Source organism: Teichococcus aerophilus, assembly GCF_014490485.1.
GTDB lineage: Bacteria > Pseudomonadota > Alphaproteobacteria > Acetobacterales > Acetobacteraceae > Pseudoroseomonas > Pseudoroseomonas aerophila.
The window spans coordinates 63,029-84,262 of record NZ_JACTVA010000017.1; the positions used below are offsets into that span (position 1 = coordinate 63,029).

Below are 21,234 nucleotides of genomic sequence, written 5' to 3' on the forward strand. Positions count from 1 at the left end.
TAACTCGTTCAACGGAATCATGAGGGTGAGACGCGCACCGTATTGCCGAATCTATGGGCGAGACAAAATCTTCCCGGACGACTAACCTCTCCGAATTGCATCCAATTTCCGGATGTCGGACAGAGGAGGTTGCTGATGGACCCATCCCCCGAGGAGCGGGACGCGGAGCTTGACCTGTTGCTGCGGCGCGCAGGCCTCACCATTCCGCCCGAGCGTTATCCTGCCATCCTGCTCGGCTATCGTGAAATCCAGGCCATGATGCCGCTGCTGCGCAGCCCGCGCACCGCCGCGTCTGAACCTGCCGGCACCTATGTGCTGGATACCGTGACACGGGAGAGAGCGGCATGAGCACGCCCGATCTGCACGATCTGCACGATCTGCCCATCGCCGAAGCCGGGCAGCAACTCCGGGACGGCAGCCTGACCTCCCAGCGCCTGACGCGGCACTTGTTGGACCGCATGGCCACGCTGGAGCCCAGCCTGCACAGTTTCGTCCTGGTCACCGAGGAGCGCGCGATGGCCGATGCCACCCGCGCCGACGCCGAGCTGGCCGCGGGCACCGATCGCGGTCCGATGCATGGCATCCCCTACGCGCTGAAGGATATCTACGACACCGCCGGCATCCGCACGACCTGTCATTCCAAATTGCTCATCGAGAACATTCCCGCCAAGGACAGCGTCGTCGCCGGGAAGCTGGCTGGCGCCGGCGGCGTGCTGCTCGGCAAGCTCGCCACCCATGAATTCGCCCTTGGCGGTCCCAGCTTCGACCTGCCATTCCCGCCCGCGCGCAACCCGTGGAATACCGACCACATCACCGGGGGCTCTTCCTCCGGCTCCGGCGCCGCCGTCGCCGCCCGGCTGGTGCGTACCGCCATGGGCTCCGACACCGGTGGCTCCATCCGTGGCCCCGCCGCCTATTGCGGGACCGTCGGCCTGAAGCCGACCTACGGCCTGGTCAGCCGGCGTGGCGTCTTCCCGCTCTCCTACACGCTCGATCACTGCGGCCCGCTCTCCGCCAGTGTCGAGGACGCGGCGATCACCACCGAGATCATCGCCGGCTTCGACGCCTCGGACCCCGCCAGCGCCGACCGCCCCGCGCCCAATCTCCGCAAGGGCCTGCGGGATGGCGTCGCCGGCCTGCGCATCGGCGTCCCCCGCAACCTCTACAAGGATGCCGAAGGTCTTGCCCCGGCCACCGTCGCGGCGCTGGACCGCATGGCCAACGACCTCGCCGCCGCCGGCGCCGTGGTGCAAGAGATCGCCTTGCCCGACTATGCCTTGTTCAACGCCTGCGGCCGCGTCATCCTCATCGCCGAGGCCTATGCCATCCACGAGGACAATCTTCGCAGCCGTCCACTCGATTTCGGCGAGTTGCTGCTGATGCGCATGGCCGTCGGCGCCACCATCAGTGCGGCGGACTACATCCAGGCGCAACGCCTCCGCCGCGAATTGTCGGAAGCCGTCAATCGCGTGGCGCTGCGGCAGTGCGATCTGCTGCTCACCGCCTGCGCGCTCGGCCCCGCGCCACGCTTCGCGGATTATCCGGCGGACCGGCCCGGCCCGATGCATATCCAGACCATGCCGTTCAACGTCACCGGCAATCCGGCTCTGTCCATGCCCGCCGGCTTCAGCGACACCGGCCTGCCGCTCTCCGCCCAACTGGTGGCGCGCCCCTTCGAGGAAGCCCTGCTGCTGCGCGCCGGCTACGCGGTTGAGCAGATCGTCGCCGCCTGGGATACGCCCCGCAGCCCGGCCCTGCTGGCCGAAGCCGCCTGACCTGTACCGGCCGGGGCGCGTAGCCCCGGCCCGCCTTCGCGTGCCAATCAGTACCGCGCCGCAACGCACCGGTGGCATGCTGCTGGCGGTCATCGATGTAAGAGGGGCGGCCATGACCGGCGGTGCTACCGAGATGACGGGTGTCCACCCTTTGGTTCCAGCTCAGGGAATCCCAAGAGCTCGCAGGATGGGCAGCTGTCGGGTCAGGAACTCCGCGGCCATCTTGGTGAACTCGGCAAGATTCTCGTCGTCGGTCTCGAGGTGTCTGCCGTTCCTTTTGGGTCCATCCGCGCGTTCCGCCTCTGCTGCCTTCTGTCCGCGTTCTCCGCCCGAGAAACAGTGGGCTGGAAACTCGATGAACGCCTGATGCTGGTGCGGCGTTCGCGCAGTGCGGCTCTCACGAGACAACCGATCAATACTCTGCGGAGCGATAGGCTTAGACTTGGCGCAAAGCGATTTCGGCCTTTGGCCGAGGCCAGTTCAGCGCCGGCCGGCGTGGAAGGTCCAGCTTCGGAACGGCGGACAGTGCGTGGCATGATGAACCGCCAGTAGGGTCCGCTCCAGATCCCTCCACGGCTTCCTGTGGCTTAGACCGGTGCCTGCCGCGGCGCGCGGGAGCGAAGCTTCCGCGCATCCTGCATGGCACCCAGCGGCAGGGTCATGGCCACGGAAAGCCCGGCGGGCTGGGCATCGAGCAGGGACAGGCTGCCGCCATACAGCTTCACGAGGTCCCTGGTGATGGCGAGGCCGAGGCCGCTACCGGGCTTCGCCTCATCCAGCCGGACGCCACGTGCCAGCACGGCGTCGTAATCCTTCGACGACAAGCCAGGGCCATCGTCGGTCACGGTAATCAGCAATGCCCGCCTGCCCTGGGCGACGGTGAGCGTGACCTGGTGCTGCGCCCATTGGCACGCATTCTCCAGCAGGTTGCCGAGCATCTCCATCAGGTCCTGGCGGTCCACCTTGGCGCGGCAGGATTCGTCACCCAGGACATCGATATCCAGGTCCTTGTTGGCGAAGATCCGCCGCAGCGCCATGGCGATCTCCCGCGCCACCTCGACCGGTGAGGCATCGGTCGCCGCCGCGCCCGCCAGGGCGGCGCCGCGGGCGCGGGAAAGGTGATGCTGCACCAGCAATTCCATCGCCCGCGTCTGCTCCCGGGCCAGGCGGGTATCGATCGAACTCGGCTCCAGCGCCGTGCGCTGTACGGCAAGCGGCGTCTTCAGCGCATGGGCCAGGTTGCCGACATGGGCGCGCGCGCGTTCCACCGTGTCATGGTTCTGCTGCACCAGCGCGTCGATCTCCTCCAACAGTGGCGCGATCTCGCTGGGTGCTCCGGCGTGGGCCAGAGAGGCCTGCTGCCCCGCCCGGAGCAGGGCGAGCGACTGGCGCGCCTGCCGCAACGGCCGCATGCCCCAGATGAGCTGCACGGTGCCGCCCGCCACCAGCCCGAAGCCCAGCGCCGCGAAGGAACTCAGGATCAGCAGGGTGAACGAGGCGATCTGGTCGTCCAGCGACTGGCGGTTGACGGCCACGCGGATGCGGATCGGGTCCTGCGCACCGGGCGGCATCACCAGCCGCTCGGCGACGCGCAGAGGCTCGCCGCGCGGGCCGGTGCCGTCCTGGATGGTGGCGACGCTGCTGCCCAGTGTCGCGCCCAGCGGTGCCAGCTGGCCATCCCAGAGCGAGCGGGAGGTGGCGCGTTGCTCCCCCGCCTCGATCTGCCAGTAATAGCCGGAGAAGGGCTGCTGGAACTCCGGCACCGGCACGTCGGTGAGCAGGCCAGGCCTTCCGTCCGCGCCCAGCCCGGCGGCACCGACCACTTTGTGCAGCACGGCCGTGGTCCGGCCATCGAAGCTGTTGGTGAGTTCCGTATGGATCAGCCGCAGCACCGTGCAGCCCGCGATCCCGAGCCCGGCGGTGACCCAGATGGCGGAGAGCAGCGCCAGCCGGGCGGTGAGCGAGCGGAAGACGCGTGGCATGCTAACCATGGCTGATCCTGTACCCCTGGCCTCGGACCGTCTCGATGAAGCTGGCATCCAGCTTGCGGCGGAGCCGGCCGATGACGACCTCCAGCGTATTGGAATCCCGGTCGAAATCCTGGGCGTAGAGATGCTCCGTCAACTCCGTCTTGCTCACCGGCCGGCCGGCGTGCTGGGCCAGATAGGCGAGCATGCGGAACTCCAGCGCCGTCAGCCGGACGGATACGCCGTTCCAGCTGGCCACGCCCGCCACGACATCCAGCGCCAGCGGGCCCATCACGAGGTCGGACCGCGCCCGGCCGGCCGCCCGGCGGATCAGCGCATGCAGGCGCGCCACCAGCTCGTCCATGGCGAAGGGCTTGGCCAGGTAGTCGTCGGCGCCGGCATTCAGCCCCGTCACCTTCTCCAGCCATGAATCGCGGGCGGTCAGGATCAGGACGGGGGTGTTCAGGCTGGCCTGGCGCCAGTGCCGCAATACGGAGAGGCCATCGATGATCGGCAGGCCGAGATCGAGGACGATGGCGTCATAGGGCTCCGTCTGCCCCAGGAACATGGCTTCCTCGCCATCCGGCGCGTGGTCCACGGCAAAGCGCGCCTGCGTCAGCACGGCGACGAGCTGGGCGGCCAGATCGGCGTTGTCCTCGACGACCAGCAGGCGCATCAGCGCTGCGCCCGGCCCAGGCCACGCGGGCGCAGCGGGCCGGGGAGCGACCGGCGGTAGCGCAGCCACAGCCTGCCGGCCCAGACCTGCCACAGTACCGTGGCAGCCTCCCGGCCCAGCCCGAGCTCGGTCGCGATGCGTACCACGCGGGGGAGCGTGAGCAGCACGGCCGATGCGATGGAAGGGAGGCATGGAACGAACAACATCGATACAACCTGCCATCCCGAAGCTGAACTGAACCTGAATGCCTGCCGGCGCCCGGCACGCGGTCAGCCGGGCGAGGCCCCCTGCGTCACGGCTGCCAGGTTGGAAGCACTGCCGAGCGGCAGGTAGACGATGTCGCCGTTATTGCCGCCGACCGCGACCGGCAGGCCCAGGGAACGTTCAGCATAGGCCGGATCACGGTGACGGATGCGAAGATTTTCGCCCTGGTTCAAGACCTCGACCGCGCCGCCGCCAACGATGTTGCCAGTATCGGCGGGATCGCGCTGCACAGCGAAGCTCTCACCCTGCGACACGACGGTGATCTGCGCGCCGGCGGGTGCGGCCACGGCAAGCATCGTGACGAGGGCGGCACCGAAGGAAAAACTGCGGAACATGGGTTCACTCCTGGAAGGGTGGTGTGTTGTGACCAGGGTGGTTTAGCGACCGGCGCATGAACCCAGCCTGAACCCCTCATTCAGCTTCGGTTCAGCAAACGCGGCCGGCCGGCGGGACCAGTACGCCGGATCGGTCTTTCGACTTATTATGGGCAAATTTGGCAGGCGCCCGGATGGTGGCCTCCATCGGCTCACGCATCGCCGCCAGCCGGTGAGGGGGTGCGGACCTGGCGCAGGTGATGCGGCAGACCCGGCGCCGCTCGGCTGAGATGTGGCGCCAGGATCCCATCCAGAGGATGGGGGCTGCACCGATTCAGTCCGAGAATCCAGCCACACTTGTCACGGCCGGGGTGGGAGAGGAGGTATAGTGAAAGCTCCATGGAACCCTTCACGGGTCCATTCATAGGCGACGGCGCTCGTCCGAAGCGTGCCGACCCGCGCGGCCGCCAGATCCAGGATGCTGACCATCACCAACGTCCACATCGCGGTGAGCAAAGCGGTCAGGATCCGCAGGGAGTTCCCCCTGAGACCGAGTTGATAACCAAGGGCGGCCATGGCGAGCAGCGCCATCCCGACCAACATCCAAAAGAGCCTGGGCGGCAAGGTGAAGGCCAGTGCGAACCGCTCTGCTGTGCTTGCGTCGAACGTCTCGTTCACCGCGCTCATGAGGGAGACCGTCGCAGGATCGGTGCGCTCCCGCACCAGGGCGGCAACATGCCCCCATATTTGCGACTGCAGGGCGGCCGTGTGATCGTTGACCACCGTGGTTGCCGCCGCCCCATAATCCGCCCTCACGAAGGCGGCTCTCAGACGGGCATATTCCTGCAGCAGCTCCGCCACTTCTGCCGAGCGTGGGTGGTCAATGACCTCGGCCCGCAGCCATGCGGTGCCGATGGCGTTGGCCTCAGTCAGCGTCCCCGCGCGGCGTTCAGCATAGCGGGCATTGGCGAAGGACAGTGTCAGCGCCAGGACGAAGGCGAGGAGGCCCAACATGGCGCCGACTACCGCGCCGACACCGTCTCCACGGCTTTGCTGCGATCTCGCGTGGCGGCGGCCGATGTAATAGCCGACTTCCCGTGCTGCAATCTGGGCAGCGAACAGAAGCAGCGCAAAGGCTGTGGCGCTCCAAGCGGCCATCTCCGCGACCAACGCCATACCGCATCTCCTCCGTCCGGTACGCCATCCCCCCGCAGCTCAGAAGCGAATTCCGAGGGCACCGATCTCGTCTCCGCCGATATCCAGATCCAAGCCACCGCCCAGCCTGGTGAGATAATCGAAGCCCAATGCCGAACGCTGCGGGCCAAGGATTGCGAATGCTGACCGTCCAACACCGACTGGCCGTTTGGTCGAAAGCATGCTTCGGAACGACACCGTGGATGGCTAACTGAATCAAGATAGAATCTATCAACCCAGCCTGACGATATCGTCCGGCTTCCAGCTCTGGTCGTAAAACGCAAGTTCAGCACCATAGAGACGGAGAGCAACCAGAAAGTCTCGACCTTCTATGACCTGAATCCAATTTGCCCCAGGTGCATCAGTCGGCTTCGGGGGTCCGAAAAGCAGATGAATTGATCTGTCCGGATTCGGCATAACCTTGCTAAAGCCGTTGATGGACAGAATCTCTGTGGCGTCTCTGGCATCGTGCCGTCGATCACGCTGTAAGCAGTGACGGCCTAGAGCATTTCTGCGGGCACACCCGCCGGGAGACGTAGCCGGTAGCTATTCGTCCCATTCAGGGTCTGGCCCTGCGCATCGCGTTCCGTGAGTGGATATTTCGATCCAGATCTCATGGTGCGCATGACATGTCGGGCGCCAAGGAATAAGCCTTCTCAGAGAACGCTGCGCGTTGCAGCACATCAAGATAGCCTTCCTGGAACCATTCCGCGTCCGCGGGCGGAAGGCGACGCTACCCGACAATGGCCCAATTCCCACTGGGTTCGCGGCAGGCCTTGAGGACGACCTCGGTCTGACTTGACGCCCCACGGGTCAGAGACACGTACTTAATCCTCCGGCACTGTACGCCCCTCTCCTGGAACTCATCGAGCAGGGACACTTCACCCTGCGCCCCCGAACCGGGGTTCGACCATCGCCGGGAATCACCCGTGCGGCCGGAGCTGAGGAGATCAACCGCCGTGGAGCGCTGAATTCTGAAATCCTCAGCCAGCATGGGCGGCTCGCGGCTGGGAGACATGTATCCCCACTGAGCTGTCGATGGACCGCTGCTCAACATCAGGCACGCCGTCGACAGCCCGAGCAGAATGGCCGAAAAATGGTGGCGTCTCACTGGCTCTGCTCCTCTGATCTGCCCGTTCGTTTGTCCGGGAGACTGTGATTCTTGCCGAAAGGTCTGAAAAGGCGTGCCGCTGTAGCGGGTAAGCCTCGTCGGGAATGGCTCTTCGCGACGCATGGATTTTTCAGGATCTTTGCCGCGAAGACATGACGATCATACGAACCGGCCGGTGAAGCGTATCCCCAGAAGCCGACCGCGAGATGATGGCTGCTGCCCGTATCCACTGACGATACTGGCTGAGCCCAGGGGTCATCAGGCCTCCTTTGCCACTTCAGCCTGGACGGTATGAGGCGGAAGCAGCCATCGGAATACCGCGTAACCCCGACGAAGATGCCTTTATCGGTAGGGCCCGGGGAGAAATGCCTGTAGCCGGGATGGGCCCAGAGCTTCTCCATTCCCGGCCGCCCGCATGAATCCCGGGCATGGTGGTCCGCTTCCGTGCGCTGCTCGTCCAGCAGTGTGACCTCCGCCGGCGAGGATGCATCATCCCCATTCACCGCCGCCTCTGCCATGGCCGACTGGGGTGCCAGTGGCGCGCTGCCGATATTGGCTGCGTTGACCAGTGGTCCGAAACCGGAAGGGGCCAAACGCATCCTGGCGGCCTCAGCGGAACACGAAGACGGCAGCAAAGCGCAGGCCCCATTCCGGGGCATTGCTCGGCCCGTCGAACCAGTAGCGGGCCTGCGCGACGAGGTTCACCGGCGTCTGCCCGATGTTGACAAGCTGGCTGACCCCGGCGGCGAGCGGCAACGTCCATTGCCGTCCCGTCCAATCGTAGCTCGCTTCAAGCGTTGCCGTTGCCGCGAAGCCATTGCTGAAGTTGTGCGAGACGAAGGGCTGCATGAAGGTCTGGTTCAGGTCCGGCCGTCCCCGGCGGTCGGCGGAGTCGGCGAAGCCCCAGAGGTGATTCGCCAGCACGCCCATGGTCCATGAACCGCTCTGCTGGACCACGACGGCCGTCGGCCCCGCGCCCCATTGGCGGGACTGGAAGGCCGGCCGCGTCGCTGTCGGCAGAAGCACCGCGGGGCCGACGCCCAGGGTCAATCCCGGGACGTCCGAACGGCGGGAGAAGAAGAAGCTCTGGGTGATGTCGCCCAGACCGGTTTCATGTTCCGCGCTGTAGCGCTCCTGATGGATGATCGGGATGATGCTGCGGCTGATCACCGTCCAGTCGTCATTCAGGCGGAGCGGCACCACGGGCTGGATGTTGAGCGTGTTGCCGAAGCCGTCGTTTCCGGGCCCGCCACCGAAGTCGAGATTGTTCTGGAATGGTACGCTGATCAGGCTGGCGATGGGGTTTTGCAATTGCTGCGCCAGGTCGGCGTCACTTCCTGGCGGATGCGCTCTTACATGCTCATCCTGCGCCCTGGCCTCGCCAGGGCAGGCGCAGACCGCAATCGCAAGGCTCAGAAAGCATGCGGCCAGGTGTCCTGGTCTTGCATGCAGCATGCCGCGTTCCGGCGGCTTGCTGGCAGTTCCATTACGCGCCGGCTGTCCGACCTGTTGCATCACAGCATCCCCCAATGTTGCAACCTGGCCTCAGCCTAGATCGTGCCTCCTACCTCAACCCATCCGGGCAAACCCGGATGCGGCTCAGGATTAACCCCGAGGCACCAGCGGCGGTGCCTGGATGGGTGAAGGCGGCAGCATCTGGTCACTGCGGGCTTAGTCAACCCAGGGGTGGGAACACCGTGTTCCACTCGTTCTTCATCGACACCACGGTCCAGTGGTTCGGCGCTGCCTGGTCGAGCGCGCGGTCTAGCTTGCCGAACTGGCTTTGGCGGTCGTAGGCCACTTCGCGTGCGGCGTCGTCGTGATGGACGATCAGGCCGAAGCGCCGGCCCGGGCTGGACGTGACGTATTGCAGCATCTCCAGGTCTCCATCCGAATTGCCGAAGGCGGCGATCGGCCGGCGGCCGATGAACTTGCCGATGGCCACCGGCTTGCCAGGACCGTCATCGATGAAGTCGAGGGAAGGCACCCGGTGCAGCTCGGGCTTGCCGCCATGCGGGAAGCGGAATTCGGTCCGGATGGTCGAGCCGATCACCTGTTCCGGCGGGATGCCGTAGACCTGCTCGCTCCAGGCCCGGATGAACTCCACGCCGCCGCCCGAGACGATGTAGTTGCGGAACCCGTGGGCCTGCGTCAGGCGCAGGAGTTCCAGCATCGGCTGGTAGACGGTGGTGGTGTAGGGGCGGCGGAACCGGGGGTGCCTGGCCTGGGCCAGCCATTCGGTGACGATGGCGTTGAATTCCTCCGGCGTGTTGCCCGCATGGGTCGCCAGCAGGAACTCACTGATGCCCTCAGCGCCGCTGGCCGCGAGGGCGGCTTCGTCGCCTTCCAGCGCGGCCTTGAAGGGCTGGGTGGTCGCCCAGGCAGGGTGGCGGGGCGCCAGCGCCTTCACCCGCGCCAGGGCGAACATCAGCTGCACGGTCGGTATCTCGCACCACAACGTGCCGTCATTGTCGAACACCGCGATACGCTCCGGCGGCGCGACGTAGCCGGGGGCGCCTGGTGTGGTCACGTCAGCCAGGAAGGCCAGGATGGCTTGCCGGGATGGCCCGGGCTTCCAGGACGGCAGCGGGTCCTCGGCCACGGCCTGGGCCTTCGCGGGGCCGCCCAGCAAGGCCGGCATGCCCAGCAGGCCCAGATGGCGGCGGGAAAGGATGAGGGGTGAGGTCATGGCAGGGGTTCCAGGGGGCGATGGTCACCGCGCCCAGCCGGGCAGGGTGACGCGTGGCGCGGGGGTCGGGGTACTCTCCGGATTGAGCGGCGGCAGCCCGCGCCGCGCCGGAAAGCCGCGTGGCGTGGTACGCAGGCGCCGGCGGGCGCGGCGCGCCGCCGTCAGGAGGCCGTGCCCGGACCAGGGCGGGGCAGTCTCGCCCGGTGGTTGGTCCCGCCCCAGGGGACGGGCGAAGCAGTGTTCGGCCAGGCGCGTGCCCTCCGTCTCCAGCTCCGGCGTGGTGGTCAGGCAGGCCAGATGCCGCAGGGTGGGGCGCTCGCCCGCCGGGATGGCCAGCACGCTCCAGCGCAACAGGGCGGCGCAGGCCTGCGCCGCCTGGCCCTGCCGGCAGGCACGCAGCAGGTCCGCGAAGGCCTGGGCCTCCGGCGTGGTACGGCCGGGCCGGTGCCGTGCCAGCCAGGCGCCCAGGCGGCGCCGATACGCCAGGCAGGCGGCGCCCGCCGCCAGCAGGGCGAGCACCGGCAGGACAAAGCCGGGCCGGCGATGATCCGCCTCCGGCGCCGGGGCCGCCGCGATGGCTTCCACGACCAGGGCCGGGACATCGATGCGGCGCATCTGGCCATCCTGCGGATTGAACCACTGGAAGCTGGCGGCCGGCAGCCGGTAGCGCCCGGAGCGCTGCGGCACGAAGGCGGCGCTGTCCTCCCGCACCGCCGACAGCACGCCGCGATCGCTGCTGTCCGACAGGCGCGGCGGGTTCGGGTAGAGGCGCACGCCGTCCGGCGCCGCCCACGGCATGGGGGGCAGGAGCATGGCACTGGTATCCCGCGCCGTCAGCGTCACATGCCGGGTAATGGCCTCGCCCACCGCCAGGCGGGTCGGGTCGCCGTCCAGGCGCGTGTCCAGGTGCAGGGCCGGGGCGGTCACCAGCAGGGCCGGGTCCTGCGTGCCGGGTGGAAGCCGGACCTCGATCCGCAGGCTCTCGCTGGCTGCGGCGGCGCGCCGGGCCGTTCCATCCGCATCGGCGACCGGAAGTTCCATGCGCAGCGCGGGGAAGTCCAGGCTGCCGGCCTGGAGCGGGAACACGTCGTAGCGATGTTGCAGCAGGACGTAGCTGGTGCCGCCCTCGCGCTCGGAGCCGGGTGTGGTGCTGCCGTTGGGCAGCACGACGGCGCGGCCCTGCAGCGCCGGCTCGGGGAAGGTGGGCGGAGCGGCGAAGCGACTGGGTGTCCGCAGGATGGCCGTCACGCCGACATGCTGGCCGAGCCAGATCGGCCCGGTCGGCGCGGCCATGACGCGAAGGCCGAGCAGCGGTGCCTCCTGCGCCAGGGCGGATACGGGGCAGGCCAGGATCGCGCACAGGATGAGAGGCGACCTCATGGGTTGGCTGGCCCGCCCTGCCGCGCGAAGCGCATGCGCAGGAAATCGGCCGGACTGCCGCCCACCCGCCGCATCCACAGGCTGGTAATCTGTGCGTCCGAAAGCCCGTCCTCCGCCTGTGGCGGTGCGTCGCCAGGCGGGCGGTCCGGCGGGCGAGGGGCGTTGGAATCGATGACCGTGTCATCCGCCTTCTCGTTCATCCGGTTGCTGGACTGGCGGGCGCGTTCCGCGTCCAGCGCCGCCTGATAGGCGACGAAGGCGGCGGCGATGGCGCGGTTGGTGCTGGCGGCGGGGAAGTCCGGCCGCAGGGCCAAGGCGCGGTCATAGGCGGCCACGGCTTCCGCCCATTCGTGTGGTTGCAGCAGATGCGCGTTGCCGCGGTCGAACCACGCTTCGGGCGTGTCGAGGGCGGAGAACTCGGCGATGGCGCGGGCATGGTCCCCGGCGCGATAGGCGGCCACGCCCCGCCACATCGGGTCGCTGAACAGCGCCATGGCGGCGGCGTAGTCACCGTGTTCGAAGGCGATGCGGCCGCGTTGGTCCGGGGTCAGCAGCAGGCGCCCGGCCCAGCCGGTACCGCTTCTGGGCGCCTGGGCCAGCGCGGGTGGCGCCAGGGCCATGGCCACCAGCAGCAGCAGGAAGCCGCGCCGGGACCAGAGCAGCGCCAGCGGTAGCAACGGCAGCGCCAGCCAATAGCCGGCATCGCGCCAGCGCAGGCGTGGGTCGTCGGATGGCGCGACGGCGAAGTGGCGCTGGGCGCGGGCCATCACCGCCTGCACGTCGGCGGTATCGGGCGTCGCGGGGACCACGGTGGCACCGCGCGCGCCGTCCAGCGCGCCCTCCGCCACGGCGCCGGGCGGCAGGACCAGCACCGCGTGGCGGGAGGACGCGGCGGCATGGCCGAAGGCTTCCCCCAGACCGGCGGGAATGCGGCCGGTCACCAGCACCACCGTGCCGGCGCCGTCCTGCCGGTCCAGTTGCCGCAATGCTTCCGCCAGCGCGGCGACGGGGTCGTTGCCGTCTTGCGGCATGACGGCGGGGGAGAGGGCATCGAGGTAGATCGCGAGCAGGCCAGGATCGGCGGTGGGCGGCAGCACCAGATGCGCGGTGGCGGCATAGGCCAGCAGGCCGGTGCGCCCATCCCCCCGCAGCCCCACCAGGTCCCGCACCTTGCGCCGGGCGGCGGCCAGGCGTGGCTCGGCAGCGCGGGAGGCGTCGATGGCCACCATCATCGGGGCGCGGTCCGCGACCTCGGGCCCCGGCTCCCGCCGCCAGGTGGGGCCGGACAGCGCCAGGGCGGCGAGCGCCAGGGCCGCCATCAGGCAGGGGGCGGGCCGTAGCCAGGGCGCACGCCCTTTCACCGCCAGCAGGAAGGGCAGCAAGGCCGGATCGACGACGCCGCGCCAGCCGCCCTGGTCCTGGCCGCGGCGGCGGGTCCACCAGAAGCCGACACCGGCCGGCAGCAGCAACAGCAGCCACCAGGGGCGCAGCAGATGCGCCTGGGCCCATGCCTCATGCATCGCGCGGCCTCCGCAACGCGGTCAGGTGGTGCACCGCGGACCATTGCAGCAGCAGCGCGATCAGCGCGAAGCCCGCCAGCGGCCAGTGGAACAACGGCGTGCGCGGGCGGGAGGATTGGGTGTCGAACACCTGCGGCTCGATCCGGTCGATCTGGGCATAGATGCCTTCCAGGGACGCGGCATCGGTCGCATGGAAATGCTGGCCGCCCGTGGCGGCGGAGACGGCTTCCAGCGCCGGGATATCCAGCGCCGCTTCCCCCGCCGCCTGCGGGTCCCCCATCGAGACGGTGTAGACGCGGATGCCCAGCCCGGCCGCGATCTGCGCCGCGCGCAGGGGCGGCACCTTGCTGCCGGTGTCGTTGCCATCGGTCAGCAGCACCAGCAGACGTCCCTTGGCCGCCGCTTTCTCGAAAGACTGCGCCGCCAGGCCGATGGCCTCGCCGATCATGGTCTGCGGGCCGGCCATGCGGGGGGCGGCCTCGGCCAGCAGGGCCAGCACGGTGTCGTGGTCGTCGCTGAACGGCGCCAGGACGAAGGCGGCGCTGCCGAAGACGATCAGCCCCAGCCGGTCGCCCCGCCGGCGGGCGATGAAATCCCGCAGCACCGCCTGCGCCGCCACGACGCGGCTGGTGCGGGCACCGTCCGGCCTGACGAAATCCTCGGTTTCCATCGAGCCGGAAAGGTCCAGCGCCAGCATCAGGTCCCGCCCGCTGGTCTGCCGCGTCACGGGGGGCTCGATGCGCACGGGGTCCGCGAGGGCGAGCAGCAGCAGCGCCCAGGCCAACAGGGCCAGCACCGCCTGCCATGGCCGCTGGCGCGGCGCCGGGGGCAGTGGGTGGGCGGTATCCCCCACCAGGCGCTGCAGGCCCGGCATGCGCAGGGCGAACTGCCGATCCCGCCAGGGCGGCAACAGCCAGTGCAGCAGCAACGGCAAGGGCAGCAGCGCCAGCACCCAGGCATGCCCGAGCACCAGGGAGCCCAGGCCGGCGCGATCAAGCAGCGCGGTCATGCCACGCCAGCCATTTCCGGGCCCCGGCCAGCGCCAGCGGCGCCGCCTCCGCCGGATGAACATAGGTGAACTCCGCCAGCGCCAGTGCTTCCCGCGCCGTCAGTCGCCCCCGGGGCGCGGTGCGGCAGAGCCAGGCGGCCCAATCCTGGCCCGACAATCCCGCCACCTGCTGGCGTGGGTAGGCGGCGAGGGCGGCCCGCTTCACCAGGGCCGGGATCGCCGGTATGTCGCCCCGCGCCGCGGCGTCATCCACCGCGCGTCTGGCTAGGCGGCGATAGGCGTCCCGCCGCCAATGGCGCAGGCCGCGCCACGCCAGAAACAGCACGACGGCGAGCGCCAGGATGCCAAGGGCGGCCCAGGCCGGCGTCGCCGGCCAGAACGGCACGGGCGGCGGCAGCAGGATATCCTGCATCCCCTGCAGGCTGGGCATCGCCGGCAGGTCGGGGTTCATCCTGGCGGGTGCCTTGTCGTCCGGCGCGTTCCCGACCGGGTCCTCGGTAGCCGGGCATGGATCGCGGGCGGGGCCGGGATGCGGGTGGACGCGGAGATCAGGCCGAGGCCGGGCGTCCTGCTGCGAAGGGTCGGCGGATACGCGGGCGAGGTCCTGGCGGATGGGCGCCGGGATGCCGCCGGGCCAGCCTGACCCAGCATGCCGCAGGGTGCGGCGGATGCCTGCAAGGGGACCGCTCCATAGGAGGACCGCCGCCGCATCAGCGCCGCCTCCGCGCTTGCCGCCCCAATTGGCGGCGGAGCTGTTCCGCCGTGTCGGCTTCGGTGCCCAGCGGCAGAACCGGTATCTCACTCCGCTGGCCGGCGGTGTTCAGCCGGGCCAGGCGCTGCGCGAAGCCGCTGGCGATGGCGGGGCCCAGCCCGGACGCGGCCGGGTCCAGCACCGAGAAGCCACCGCCATCGGTCGCGATGCCGCGCCAGGGCGCATCCGGCAACCGGCGTTCCAGCGGGTCGGAGATCGGAATGGCCACGATGTCGTTGTGCCGGGCAATCCGGCGCGCGGCCGCCGCCGTGCCCGCATCGGCCGAAAGCAGGTCGAACACCACGACCACCAGCGTGCCGTGCGGGGCCAGCGCCTCCGCCTGTGCCAGGGCCGCGTTCAACGGAGTGGAACTCGCGGGGGATGGAGGCGTCCGCGCCAGCCGGGTGGCGCGGCGGACCATGGAACTCAGCAGCCGCATGACCGCCACCCGGCTGCGGGTGGGGCGCAGCGTTTCCACGCCGTCATCGCCGAAGAGGACGGCACCGATCCGATCCCCGCCCGCCAGGCAGCGCCAGGCGGCCAGGGCGGCTGCCTCCGCCGCCACAACCGACTTCACGGCGCGGACGGTGCCGAAGAACATGGCGGGCGTCAGTTCCACCACCAGCAGCACCGGGCGGTCGCGTTCCTCGGTGAAGACGCGGGTCTGGGCACGGCCGGTGCGGGCGGTGGCGCGCCAATCCATCATGCGCACATCGTCGCCCGGGCGGTAGGCGCGGATCTCCTCGAAGCTCAGGCCACGTCCGCGGATGCGGGACGCACGGCGGCCGGCGAGCAGCGAGCGGACCGGCTGCCCGGGCTGGAAGGAGAAGCCGCGTGCCCCGTGCTGCAACCTGATCAGCGAAGCTAGGTCCGGGGCGATGCCAGGGGGAAGGGATGACGGCATGTCAGGCCACCGCGACCAGGGCCAGCAGCCTGGCGACGACCGCATCGGGCGTCACCCGGTCGGCATTCGCCTCGTAGGACAGGATCAGCCGGTGGCGCAGGACATCCTGCGCCATATCCCGCACATCATCGGGCTCCACATGGTTGCGCCCGGCCAGCCAGGCGCGGGCGCGGGCGGCGCGGCCCAGGCCGATGGTGGCACGCGGGCTGGCGCCGACCTCGATCCAGCGGCCGAGATCGGCATCGTATTGCCCGGCGCGGCGAGTGGCGCAGACCAGCGCGACCACATAGTCATCGATGGCATCGGCGACATGCATCGCGCTCATCTCCGCGCGCGCGTCGAAGATCGCCTGTTGCGCGATGGGCGCGGCGGGCGCGGATTGCGGGGCCGTCTCCTCGCCCCGGACGAGGCGCAGAACCGCCTTCTCCTCCACATCGCTCGGGTGATCCACCCGCACATGCAGCAGGAAGCGGTCGAGCTGCGCTTCCGGCAGCGGGTAGGTGCCTTCCTGCTCGATCGGGTTCTGCGTCGCCATCACTGTGAACAGCGGCGGCAGCGCATGCGTGGTGCCGGCGACGGTGACCTGCCGCTCCTCCATCGCCTCCAGCAACGCGGATTGCACCTTGGCGGGGGCGCGGTTGATCTCGTCCACCAGGATCAGGTTGCCAAAGACCGGCCCGGGCTCGAACCGGAACTCCGCGCCGGACGCGGTCTGGTGATACACCTCGCTGCCAATGACGTCCGTCGGCAGCAGGTCGGGCGTGAACTGGATGCGGCGGAACTCCGCATCCAGCGCCTTGGCGAGGGACTTCACGGCACGCGTCTTGGCGACGCCGGGAAGTCCCTCCAGCAAGACGTTGCCGTCGGCCAGCAATGCCACCAGCAAGCTGTCGATGACGCGTGTCTGGCCGATGATGGAGCCCTGCATGCGGAGCCGCAGCGCCGCGAAGGATTCGCGCGCGGTCCTTCCCGGCGTCAGTCCACTGTTGGGCTCCACCTGTTCCATCAACGGGACGTCCGCGATGCCGCTTCCGACAGCATCTTCAGGTACTGGTCGACATTGAAGGATGCCGGCGCCTGCCTTGGCGGAAACTCCCTGAACGTCCCGAGGAATTGGGCCGTGACAGGCTGGAACATGCTGACCAGATACGCATTCTGAATCAGCCAGTGGTAGTAATTGTTGGAATCCTCCGGTGCGCGCTCGAACGGGTCCATCTTCAGATCGATCAGCAGCGGAACACGGAGGCGTACGAACGGCTCCATCCAGACCTGGAAGCCGTGGGCACGCTGGACGGCGAAGTTCGCCTTCCATCGGCCGAAGCGCGCGGCGACGAGCTCACCGTCATCGTTGAAGTAGAAGAATGACTGGCGTGGGCTTTCCGTCTCGCTCGTCAGGGTCGGCAACTGGTTGTAGCCGTCGAGATGCACCTTGAAGGTCTTGTTGCCGGCGGTGTGGCCGGCGAGCAGCTTCTCCTTGATATCGGGCACGCCGGCGGCGGCCAGAATGGTCGGCATCCAGTCATTGGCATGCACGATGCCGGTGACGACCTTGCCCGGCTGGATATGCCCGGGCCAGCGTACGGCGCAGGGGACCCTGAAGGCACCCTCCCAGTTCGTATCCTTCTCGCTGCGGAACGGGGTGATGGCGCCATCCGGCCATTCGTTGAAGTGCGGCCCGTTATCGGTGGAGTAGACGACGATGGTGTTGTCCGCGATGCCGAGGTCGTCCAGCTTCTTCAGGATGAGCCCGACATGGTCATCGTGCTGGACCATGCCGTCGGCATAGTAGTTGAGGCCGGTCTTGCCGGCGTAGCTCTCCGGGACGTGGGTGTAGACATGCATGCGGGTCGCGTTATGCCAGATGAAGAACGGCTTGTTCGCCTGGTGCTGGCGGTCGATGAAGTTGATGCAGGCGGCCGTCGTCTCGTCGTCTATGGTTTCCATGCGCTTGCGGTTCAGCGGGCCGGTATCCTCGATGCGGCCGTCGGCGAAGCTGCGGATCACGCCACGAGGGCCATAGCGGCGCCGGAATTCGGGGTCTCGCGGATAGTCGGGGCGCTCCGGCTCCTCCTCGGCGTTGAGGTGGTACAGGTTGCCGAAGAACTCGTCGAAGCCATGCCGGGTTGGGAGGAATTCGTCCTTGTCGCCCAGATGGTTCTTGCCGAACTGCCCCGTCGCATAGCCGAGTGGCTTCAGCATCTCGGCAATGGTGGGGTCCTCGGCCTGTAGGCCGATATCCGCGCCGGGAATGCCAACCTTGGTCAGCCCGGTTCGCACCGGCGACTGCCCGGTGATGAAGGCGGCGCGGCCAGCGGTGCAGGATTGCTCGCTGTAGTAATCGGTGAAGGTAGCGCCCTCGGCATGGATCCGGTCGATATTCGGCGTCCGGTATCCCATCTGGCCACGGTTGTTGAAGCTGATGTTCCAGATGCCGATGTCGTCCCCGTAGATCACCAGGATGTTGGGCTGCCGGCCGCCAGCGGGCGGCGTTGCCGGGGTGGCCGAGGGCGCGGCCGCAGGCGCGGGCGGTGCCTGTGCCAGGACGGGACTACCCGCCGCAACGGCTGAAAGGCCAGCGGCACTGCCCAGCAGGATATTGCGCCGGTTCAGGCGGCCACGGCTCAGTGTCTCGTCTGTCATGGAATACTCCTTTTGGTATCGTCCAGGCGGCGGACACAGCGAAAGCCGAGATGGCTCATGGCGCTGTCCGTCATTTGCGGCTGCCGGCCAGCGGGCCTGTAGCGCCGGCAGTAATCGGGCGAGCACAGGAATGAACCGCCCTTCACGACCTTGCGCGGGATGCGGATGGCCGGTTGGCGCGCGTCATAGCTGCCTTCCACGGCGCCGCCGGGCTGGCGCGGGGTGCAGCAGCCGGCGCCCGTATCAGCTTCGTGGCGGGCGCCGTACCAATCGGCCGTCCATTCCCACACATTGCCGATCATATCGAACAGGCCGTGGCCATTGGCGGGGTAGCTGCCGACCGGCGAGGTTCCGCGGTAGCCGTCCGAAGCCAGGTTCTGCCAAGGGAACGCGCCTTGCCAGGTGTTGGCCATGTGGCGGCCTTCCGGCGTCAGCGTGTTGCCCCACGCGAACTCGGCGTCGTCCAAACCGCCGCGCGCGGCGTATTCCCATTCCGCTTCGGTCGGCAGGGCCTTGCCGGCCCAGTCGGCGAAGGCCAAAGCATCCTCGAGTGCCACATGGACGACGGGATGATCCGGCCGGCCAGAGACATCACTGTCGGGGCCCTCGGGATGATTCCAGCATGCGCCTGCCACGTAGGACCACCAGTTACGAAGGTCCCGCAGGTCGACCGGGCCGGATGGCTGGCGAAACACCAAGGCACCGGGCACCAGCGATGCGGGCGTGGCACCAGGATACAGCGCGGGATCGAGCGGCCGTTCCGCCACGGTCACGTAGGCCGTGGAAGCAATGAAGGCCGCGAAGTCCCGGTTGGTGACGGGCACCGTGTCGATCCAGAATGCATCGACGTGGCGGCGATGGGCCGGCCGTTCCTCGGCGTAGTGCCGATCCGACCCCATGGTGAACTGGGCCGATGGCAGCAGCACCATCCTGGAACGGGCGGAATCGGCACCGTCCTTCGCCGCGATCTGCGCACCGCCGTTGGCCAGCGTGCCGCAACACATGCGCATGGTGAGACGCCCCTCCGCTGCATGGCGCGGCATCGTGGACTGCGCCGCATGGAGGAAATCTAGGCGGGACCATAATGCGGTCGTATCGGGTGGAACCCTGAGCACAGGAGGGAGAATAGCGGAGGCAGCCTGAGGACAACCCTAGTTCGGCCCTGAGCCCTGAACGTGGCAATGACCATCGCGCCGCCGCCCTTTGCATCATTGCTCAGACCGACATCAAGCCGGTGAACTCGCTCCGACATGCTGAGGATGCCGGGCTCCTTGACCGCGCGTGGCCACTGGTAGGGTGGATCGGTCCTTCTCGGTCTGCACCCCGTACAGAATGCCGCTGATCATCTGGCAAGCTCACTTGGTCTGCCGCGCAACGGGTGCGGTTCGATGGCGGCGCAGCCTTATCCGGCAGGCGGAACAGCCGTGCCATGAGCACCCCTGAACCGTCCAAACCTGATCGGGAGATGCACTGGCATTGCGAGTAAGTTGTATGGGTTCCTCAGCTAGGCCAGCGAATCCGCTCGTCAGCTACCAGAATGACCTGATGTCGTTAGCTCTACTCGCCTGTCAGCATTGTGCAGGAACAGCCGGGGAAGTCCGATGCTGCATCGGTTACGATTCACTCTTTCTTTCGCTCTGCTGCTCGGGATCCTGCCGATCTCTGGCTGCATGACGCCCGCCAGTCAGGCATCGGACGCTTCCAGACCAGTTGAAGCAGCACAAGCCGCCGGAACGCTGATAGAGGCGGCAACCACAGCCATGCAGCCCTTCATGCAACGGAACGAGTGGGAAGGATTCCGAAACCTGACAGCGGGTGCACAAGGGATCCTGATCGTACCGAGCGCCGTTCGGATCGGCCTGGTCCTCGGCGCCCAGCTAGGAGACGGCATATTATTGACGCGGCACGGCAATCTGTGGAGCGACCCTGTCTTCGTGAAGCTCAGCAACTACAACCTCGGGTTCCTGGCAGGTGCTTCAGACTCGACGCTGGTGATGATGTTGCTCTCGCAAGGTGCGGTACGGCAGTTTGTCGCGGGTGCCTCCCGCTTCAGCGGGTCCGGCGGCTTCTCCATTGGGGAATGGGGGGTCGGTGGCCTTGGTGCCGGGGGCATCTCAGGCGGCGCGCAAGCGATTACGGTTGAGACGTCGCAAGGTCTCTTCGCAGGGGGCGGGTTCGGTTCTGCGCGGTTGAGCCTGGATATGCCGCTCAACAGCGCCGTATACGGCGCTGGCTTCGACGCAATGGGGGTTCTTTCCGGTCCTGGAGGCCGGGTGCCTGGTGTGCTCCCATTGCAGGCCGCGTTGAGCAATGCTGTGCGCTGTGGTTTTTCCGGTTGCCGGTGAACAGTGCTGTGCAAGACGCACCCCAGATGGACTGTTTGTTGCCAAGGAATGACCGTCTGGTTCGCAGGAGCCGCCTCCTTGTGAAGGTCGCGGAGCGGCAGGTGCTCCGCGAATAGGTCTCGAGGGCCCTGCGAGCGCCGACCGCCTTCTGACCGCACGGCACACGCTGATCTCTGGCAAGGGAGATTGGTCGGACAACGCGATCGTCGGCGTCGAAGAAGACCGTCCGTCGAGACAGGCAGAATAAGGCGGAGATTCGGGCCTTTGGGCTCGTCACGCCTGTCTGATAAGCCACTTTATCTGCCAACCTACAGTGCTTCCCGCAAACCATCTGGGAAAGTCGACAATGTCTCTTATCGGGATGCTGCGCAAAGTGGATTAAGAAGAGTCCTATGGTTCGCACAAGTTCGCCGGCGTCGCTTTCGTTAGTCTTCTGAATCAGCAAGCTGAAGCCGGTGCTGAATCTGCCCGCCGCCCGTTCCCGCTCGCGAGACACTGAGCGGTCAACCTCTCCGAAGCTGCGCGCCCCTTCCGGACAACAGGCACCGTCGGGCGGACTAAACTTTTCTGTCTGGCTCTCGTTCTTGCATTGCTGACATCCAGCGAAGGACGAAGATGCCACCCGACGTATCGGATACCGAACTGGACATCTTGTGGAGCTGGCATCTTCGGGGGCTCACGTTGCCAGCCCCTTG

At 67.8% G+C, this 21,234-nt stretch carries 20 protein-coding genes; 3 read left to right on the forward strand and 17 right to left on the reverse strand.

Features of this window, described 5'->3' with window-relative positions; translation table 11 throughout:
* The first annotated feature begins 135 nt into the window (after positions 1-135).
* Positions 136-348, forward strand: coding sequence for a hypothetical protein (locus IBL26_RS11385; RefSeq protein ID WP_187784604.1), 213 nt, complete (start codon positions 136-138; stop codon positions 346-348).
* Positions 345-1,775, forward strand: coding sequence for an amidase (locus tag IBL26_RS11390; protein WP_187784605.1), 1,431 nt, complete (start codon positions 345-347; stop codon positions 1,773-1,775). Before IBL26_RS11385 ends, IBL26_RS11390 begins: the two co-directional genes overlap by 4 nt.
* Before the next feature lie 587 nt (positions 1,776-2,362).
* Here IBL26_RS11390 and IBL26_RS11395 read toward each other — a convergent pair.
* The 17 genes from IBL26_RS11395 to IBL26_RS11475 form a co-directional block, all read right to left on the reverse strand.
* Positions 2,363-3,766, reverse strand: coding sequence for a sensor histidine kinase (locus tag IBL26_RS11395; protein WP_187784606.1), 1,404 nt, complete (start codon positions 3,764-3,766; stop codon positions 2,363-2,365).
* A complete protein-coding gene (locus IBL26_RS11400; RefSeq protein WP_187784607.1) occupies positions 3,759-4,418 on the reverse strand; it encodes a response regulator transcription factor in 660 nt (219 codons plus the stop codon). The genes IBL26_RS11395 and IBL26_RS11400 overlap by 8 nt, the downstream gene beginning before the upstream one ends.
* Complete coding sequence (locus tag IBL26_RS11405) at positions 4,418-4,585, reverse strand: hypothetical protein (RefSeq protein ID WP_187784608.1); 168 nt, start codon at positions 4,583-4,585, stop codon at positions 4,418-4,420. The genes IBL26_RS11400 and IBL26_RS11405 overlap by 1 nt, the downstream gene beginning before the upstream one ends.
* Positions 4,586-4,687: 102 nt before the next feature.
* A complete protein-coding gene (locus IBL26_RS11410) occupies positions 4,688-5,017 on the reverse strand; it encodes a hypothetical protein (protein WP_187784609.1) in 330 nt (109 codons plus the stop codon).
* A gap of 339 nt (positions 5,018-5,356) precedes the next feature.
* Complete coding sequence (locus IBL26_RS11415) at positions 5,357-6,172, reverse strand: hypothetical protein (protein ID WP_187784610.1); 816 nt, start codon at positions 6,170-6,172, stop codon at positions 5,357-5,359.
* 249 nt (positions 6,173-6,421) lie between these two features.
* Positions 6,422-6,637, reverse strand: a complete 216-nt coding sequence (locus IBL26_RS26100; RefSeq protein WP_367615414.1) for a DUF1214 domain-containing protein — start codon at positions 6,635-6,637, stop codon at positions 6,422-6,424.
* A 286-nt stretch (positions 6,638-6,923) separates the two neighbouring features.
* Positions 6,924-7,424 (reverse strand): RT0821/Lpp0805 family surface protein, encoded by a 501-nt coding sequence (locus IBL26_RS26105; RefSeq protein WP_187784612.1) that lies wholly within the window; start codon positions 7,422-7,424, stop codon positions 6,924-6,926.
* Positions 7,425-7,910: 486 nt separating this feature from the next.
* Positions 7,911-8,816 (reverse strand): transporter, encoded by a 906-nt coding sequence (locus tag IBL26_RS11430; protein WP_206684198.1) that lies wholly within the window; start codon positions 8,814-8,816, stop codon positions 7,911-7,913.
* A 160-nt stretch (positions 8,817-8,976) separates the two neighbouring features.
* Complete coding sequence (locus tag IBL26_RS11435) at positions 8,977-9,990, reverse strand: HAD family hydrolase (RefSeq protein WP_187784613.1); 1,014 nt, start codon at positions 9,988-9,990, stop codon at positions 8,977-8,979.
* A 24-nt stretch (positions 9,991-10,014) separates the two neighbouring features.
* Positions 10,015-11,370 carry a BatD family protein gene (locus tag IBL26_RS11440; RefSeq protein ID WP_187784614.1) on the reverse strand — a complete coding sequence of 452 codons (1,356 nt, stop codon included), beginning with the start codon at positions 11,368-11,370 and terminating at the stop codon, positions 10,015-10,017.
* Entirely contained in the window at positions 11,367-12,890 is a 1,524-nt protein-coding gene (locus IBL26_RS11445; protein WP_187784615.1) for a VWA domain-containing protein, read from the reverse strand. Before IBL26_RS11445 ends, IBL26_RS11440 begins: the two co-directional genes overlap by 4 nt.
* Entirely contained in the window at positions 12,883-13,899 is a 1,017-nt protein-coding gene (locus IBL26_RS11450) for a VWA domain-containing protein (protein WP_187784616.1), read from the reverse strand. The genes IBL26_RS11445 and IBL26_RS11450 overlap by 8 nt, the downstream gene beginning before the upstream one ends.
* Positions 13,883-14,350, reverse strand: coding sequence for a DUF4381 domain-containing protein (locus IBL26_RS11455; RefSeq protein WP_187784617.1), 468 nt, complete (start codon positions 14,348-14,350; stop codon positions 13,883-13,885). Before IBL26_RS11455 ends, IBL26_RS11450 begins: the two co-directional genes overlap by 17 nt.
* 259 nt (positions 14,351-14,609) lie before the next feature.
* Entirely contained in the window at positions 14,610-15,554 is a 945-nt protein-coding gene (locus tag IBL26_RS11460) for a DUF58 domain-containing protein (RefSeq protein ID WP_187784618.1), read from the reverse strand.
* Position 15,555: 1 nt separating this feature from the next.
* Positions 15,556-16,560, reverse strand: coding sequence for an AAA family ATPase (locus tag IBL26_RS11465; RefSeq protein WP_187784619.1), 1,005 nt, complete (start codon positions 16,558-16,560; stop codon positions 15,556-15,558).
* A complete protein-coding gene (locus tag IBL26_RS11470; RefSeq protein WP_187784620.1) occupies positions 16,560-18,194 on the reverse strand; it encodes an arylsulfatase in 1,635 nt (544 codons plus the stop codon). The genes IBL26_RS11465 and IBL26_RS11470 overlap by 1 nt, the downstream gene beginning before the upstream one ends.
* Positions 18,191-19,237 carry a formylglycine-generating enzyme family protein gene (locus tag IBL26_RS11475; RefSeq protein ID WP_206684199.1) on the reverse strand — a complete coding sequence of 349 codons (1,047 nt, stop codon included), beginning with the start codon at positions 19,235-19,237 and terminating at the stop codon, positions 18,191-18,193. The genes IBL26_RS11470 and IBL26_RS11475 overlap by 4 nt, the downstream gene beginning before the upstream one ends.
* Before the next feature lie 558 nt (positions 19,238-19,795).
* On the opposite strand from IBL26_RS11475, the gene IBL26_RS11480 reads away from it, so the two are divergent.
* Entirely contained in the window at positions 19,796-20,539 is a 744-nt protein-coding gene (locus tag IBL26_RS11480) for a lipid-binding SYLF domain-containing protein (RefSeq protein WP_187784621.1), read from the forward strand.
* Positions 20,540-21,234: the final 695 nt, after the last annotated feature.

Coding starts and splice junctions, on each gene's coding strand:
- IBL26_RS11430 (WP_206684198.1), bottom strand. CDS start 8,816: ATGCAACAGGTCGGACAGCCGGCGCGTAATGGAACTGCCAGCAAGCCG.
- IBL26_RS11400 (WP_187784607.1), bottom strand. CDS start 4,418: ATGCGCCTGCTGGTCGTCGAGGACAACGCCGATCTGGCCGCCCAGCTC.
- IBL26_RS11480 (WP_187784621.1), top strand. CDS start 19,796: ATGCTGCATCGGTTACGATTCACTCTTTCTTTCGCTCTGCTGCTCGGG.
- IBL26_RS11435 (WP_187784613.1), bottom strand. CDS start 9,990: ATGACCTCACCCCTCATCCTTTCCCGCCGCCATCTGGGCCTGCTGGGC.
- IBL26_RS26105 (WP_187784612.1), bottom strand. CDS start 7,424: ATGCGTCGCGAAGAGCCATTCCCGACGAGGCTTACCCGCTACAGCGGC.
- IBL26_RS11390 (WP_187784605.1), top strand. CDS start 345: ATGAGCACGCCCGATCTGCACGATCTGCACGATCTGCCCATCGCCGAA.
- IBL26_RS11460 (WP_187784618.1), bottom strand. CDS start 15,554: ATGCCGTCATCCCTTCCCCCTGGCATCGCCCCGGACCTAGCTTCGCTG.
- IBL26_RS11455 (WP_187784617.1), bottom strand. CDS start 14,350: ATGAACCCCGACCTGCCGGCGATGCCCAGCCTGCAGGGGATGCAGGAT.
- IBL26_RS11395 (WP_187784606.1), bottom strand. CDS start 3,766: ATGGTTAGCATGCCACGCGTCTTCCGCTCGCTCACCGCCCGGCTGGCG.
- IBL26_RS11440 (WP_187784614.1), bottom strand. CDS start 11,370: ATGAGGTCGCCTCTCATCCTGTGCGCGATCCTGGCCTGCCCCGTATCC.
- IBL26_RS11445 (WP_187784615.1), bottom strand. CDS start 12,890: ATGCATGAGGCATGGGCCCAGGCGCATCTGCTGCGCCCCTGGTGGCTG.
- IBL26_RS11385 (WP_187784604.1), top strand. CDS start 136: ATGGACCCATCCCCCGAGGAGCGGGACGCGGAGCTTGACCTGTTGCTG.
- IBL26_RS11450 (WP_187784616.1), bottom strand. CDS start 13,899: ATGACCGCGCTGCTTGATCGCGCCGGCCTGGGCTCCCTGGTGCTCGGG.
- IBL26_RS11410 (WP_187784609.1), bottom strand. CDS start 5,017: ATGTTCCGCAGTTTTTCCTTCGGTGCCGCCCTCGTCACGATGCTTGCC.
- IBL26_RS11415 (WP_187784610.1), bottom strand. CDS start 6,172: ATGGCGTTGGTCGCGGAGATGGCCGCTTGGAGCGCCACAGCCTTTGCG.
- IBL26_RS11465 (WP_187784619.1), bottom strand. CDS start 16,560: ATGGAACAGGTGGAGCCCAACAGTGGACTGACGCCGGGAAGGACCGCG.
- IBL26_RS11475 (WP_206684199.1), bottom strand. CDS start 19,237: ATGCCGCGCCATGCAGCGGAGGGGCGTCTCACCATGCGCATGTGTTGC.
- IBL26_RS11470 (WP_187784620.1), bottom strand. CDS start 18,194: ATGACAGACGAGACACTGAGCCGTGGCCGCCTGAACCGGCGCAATATC.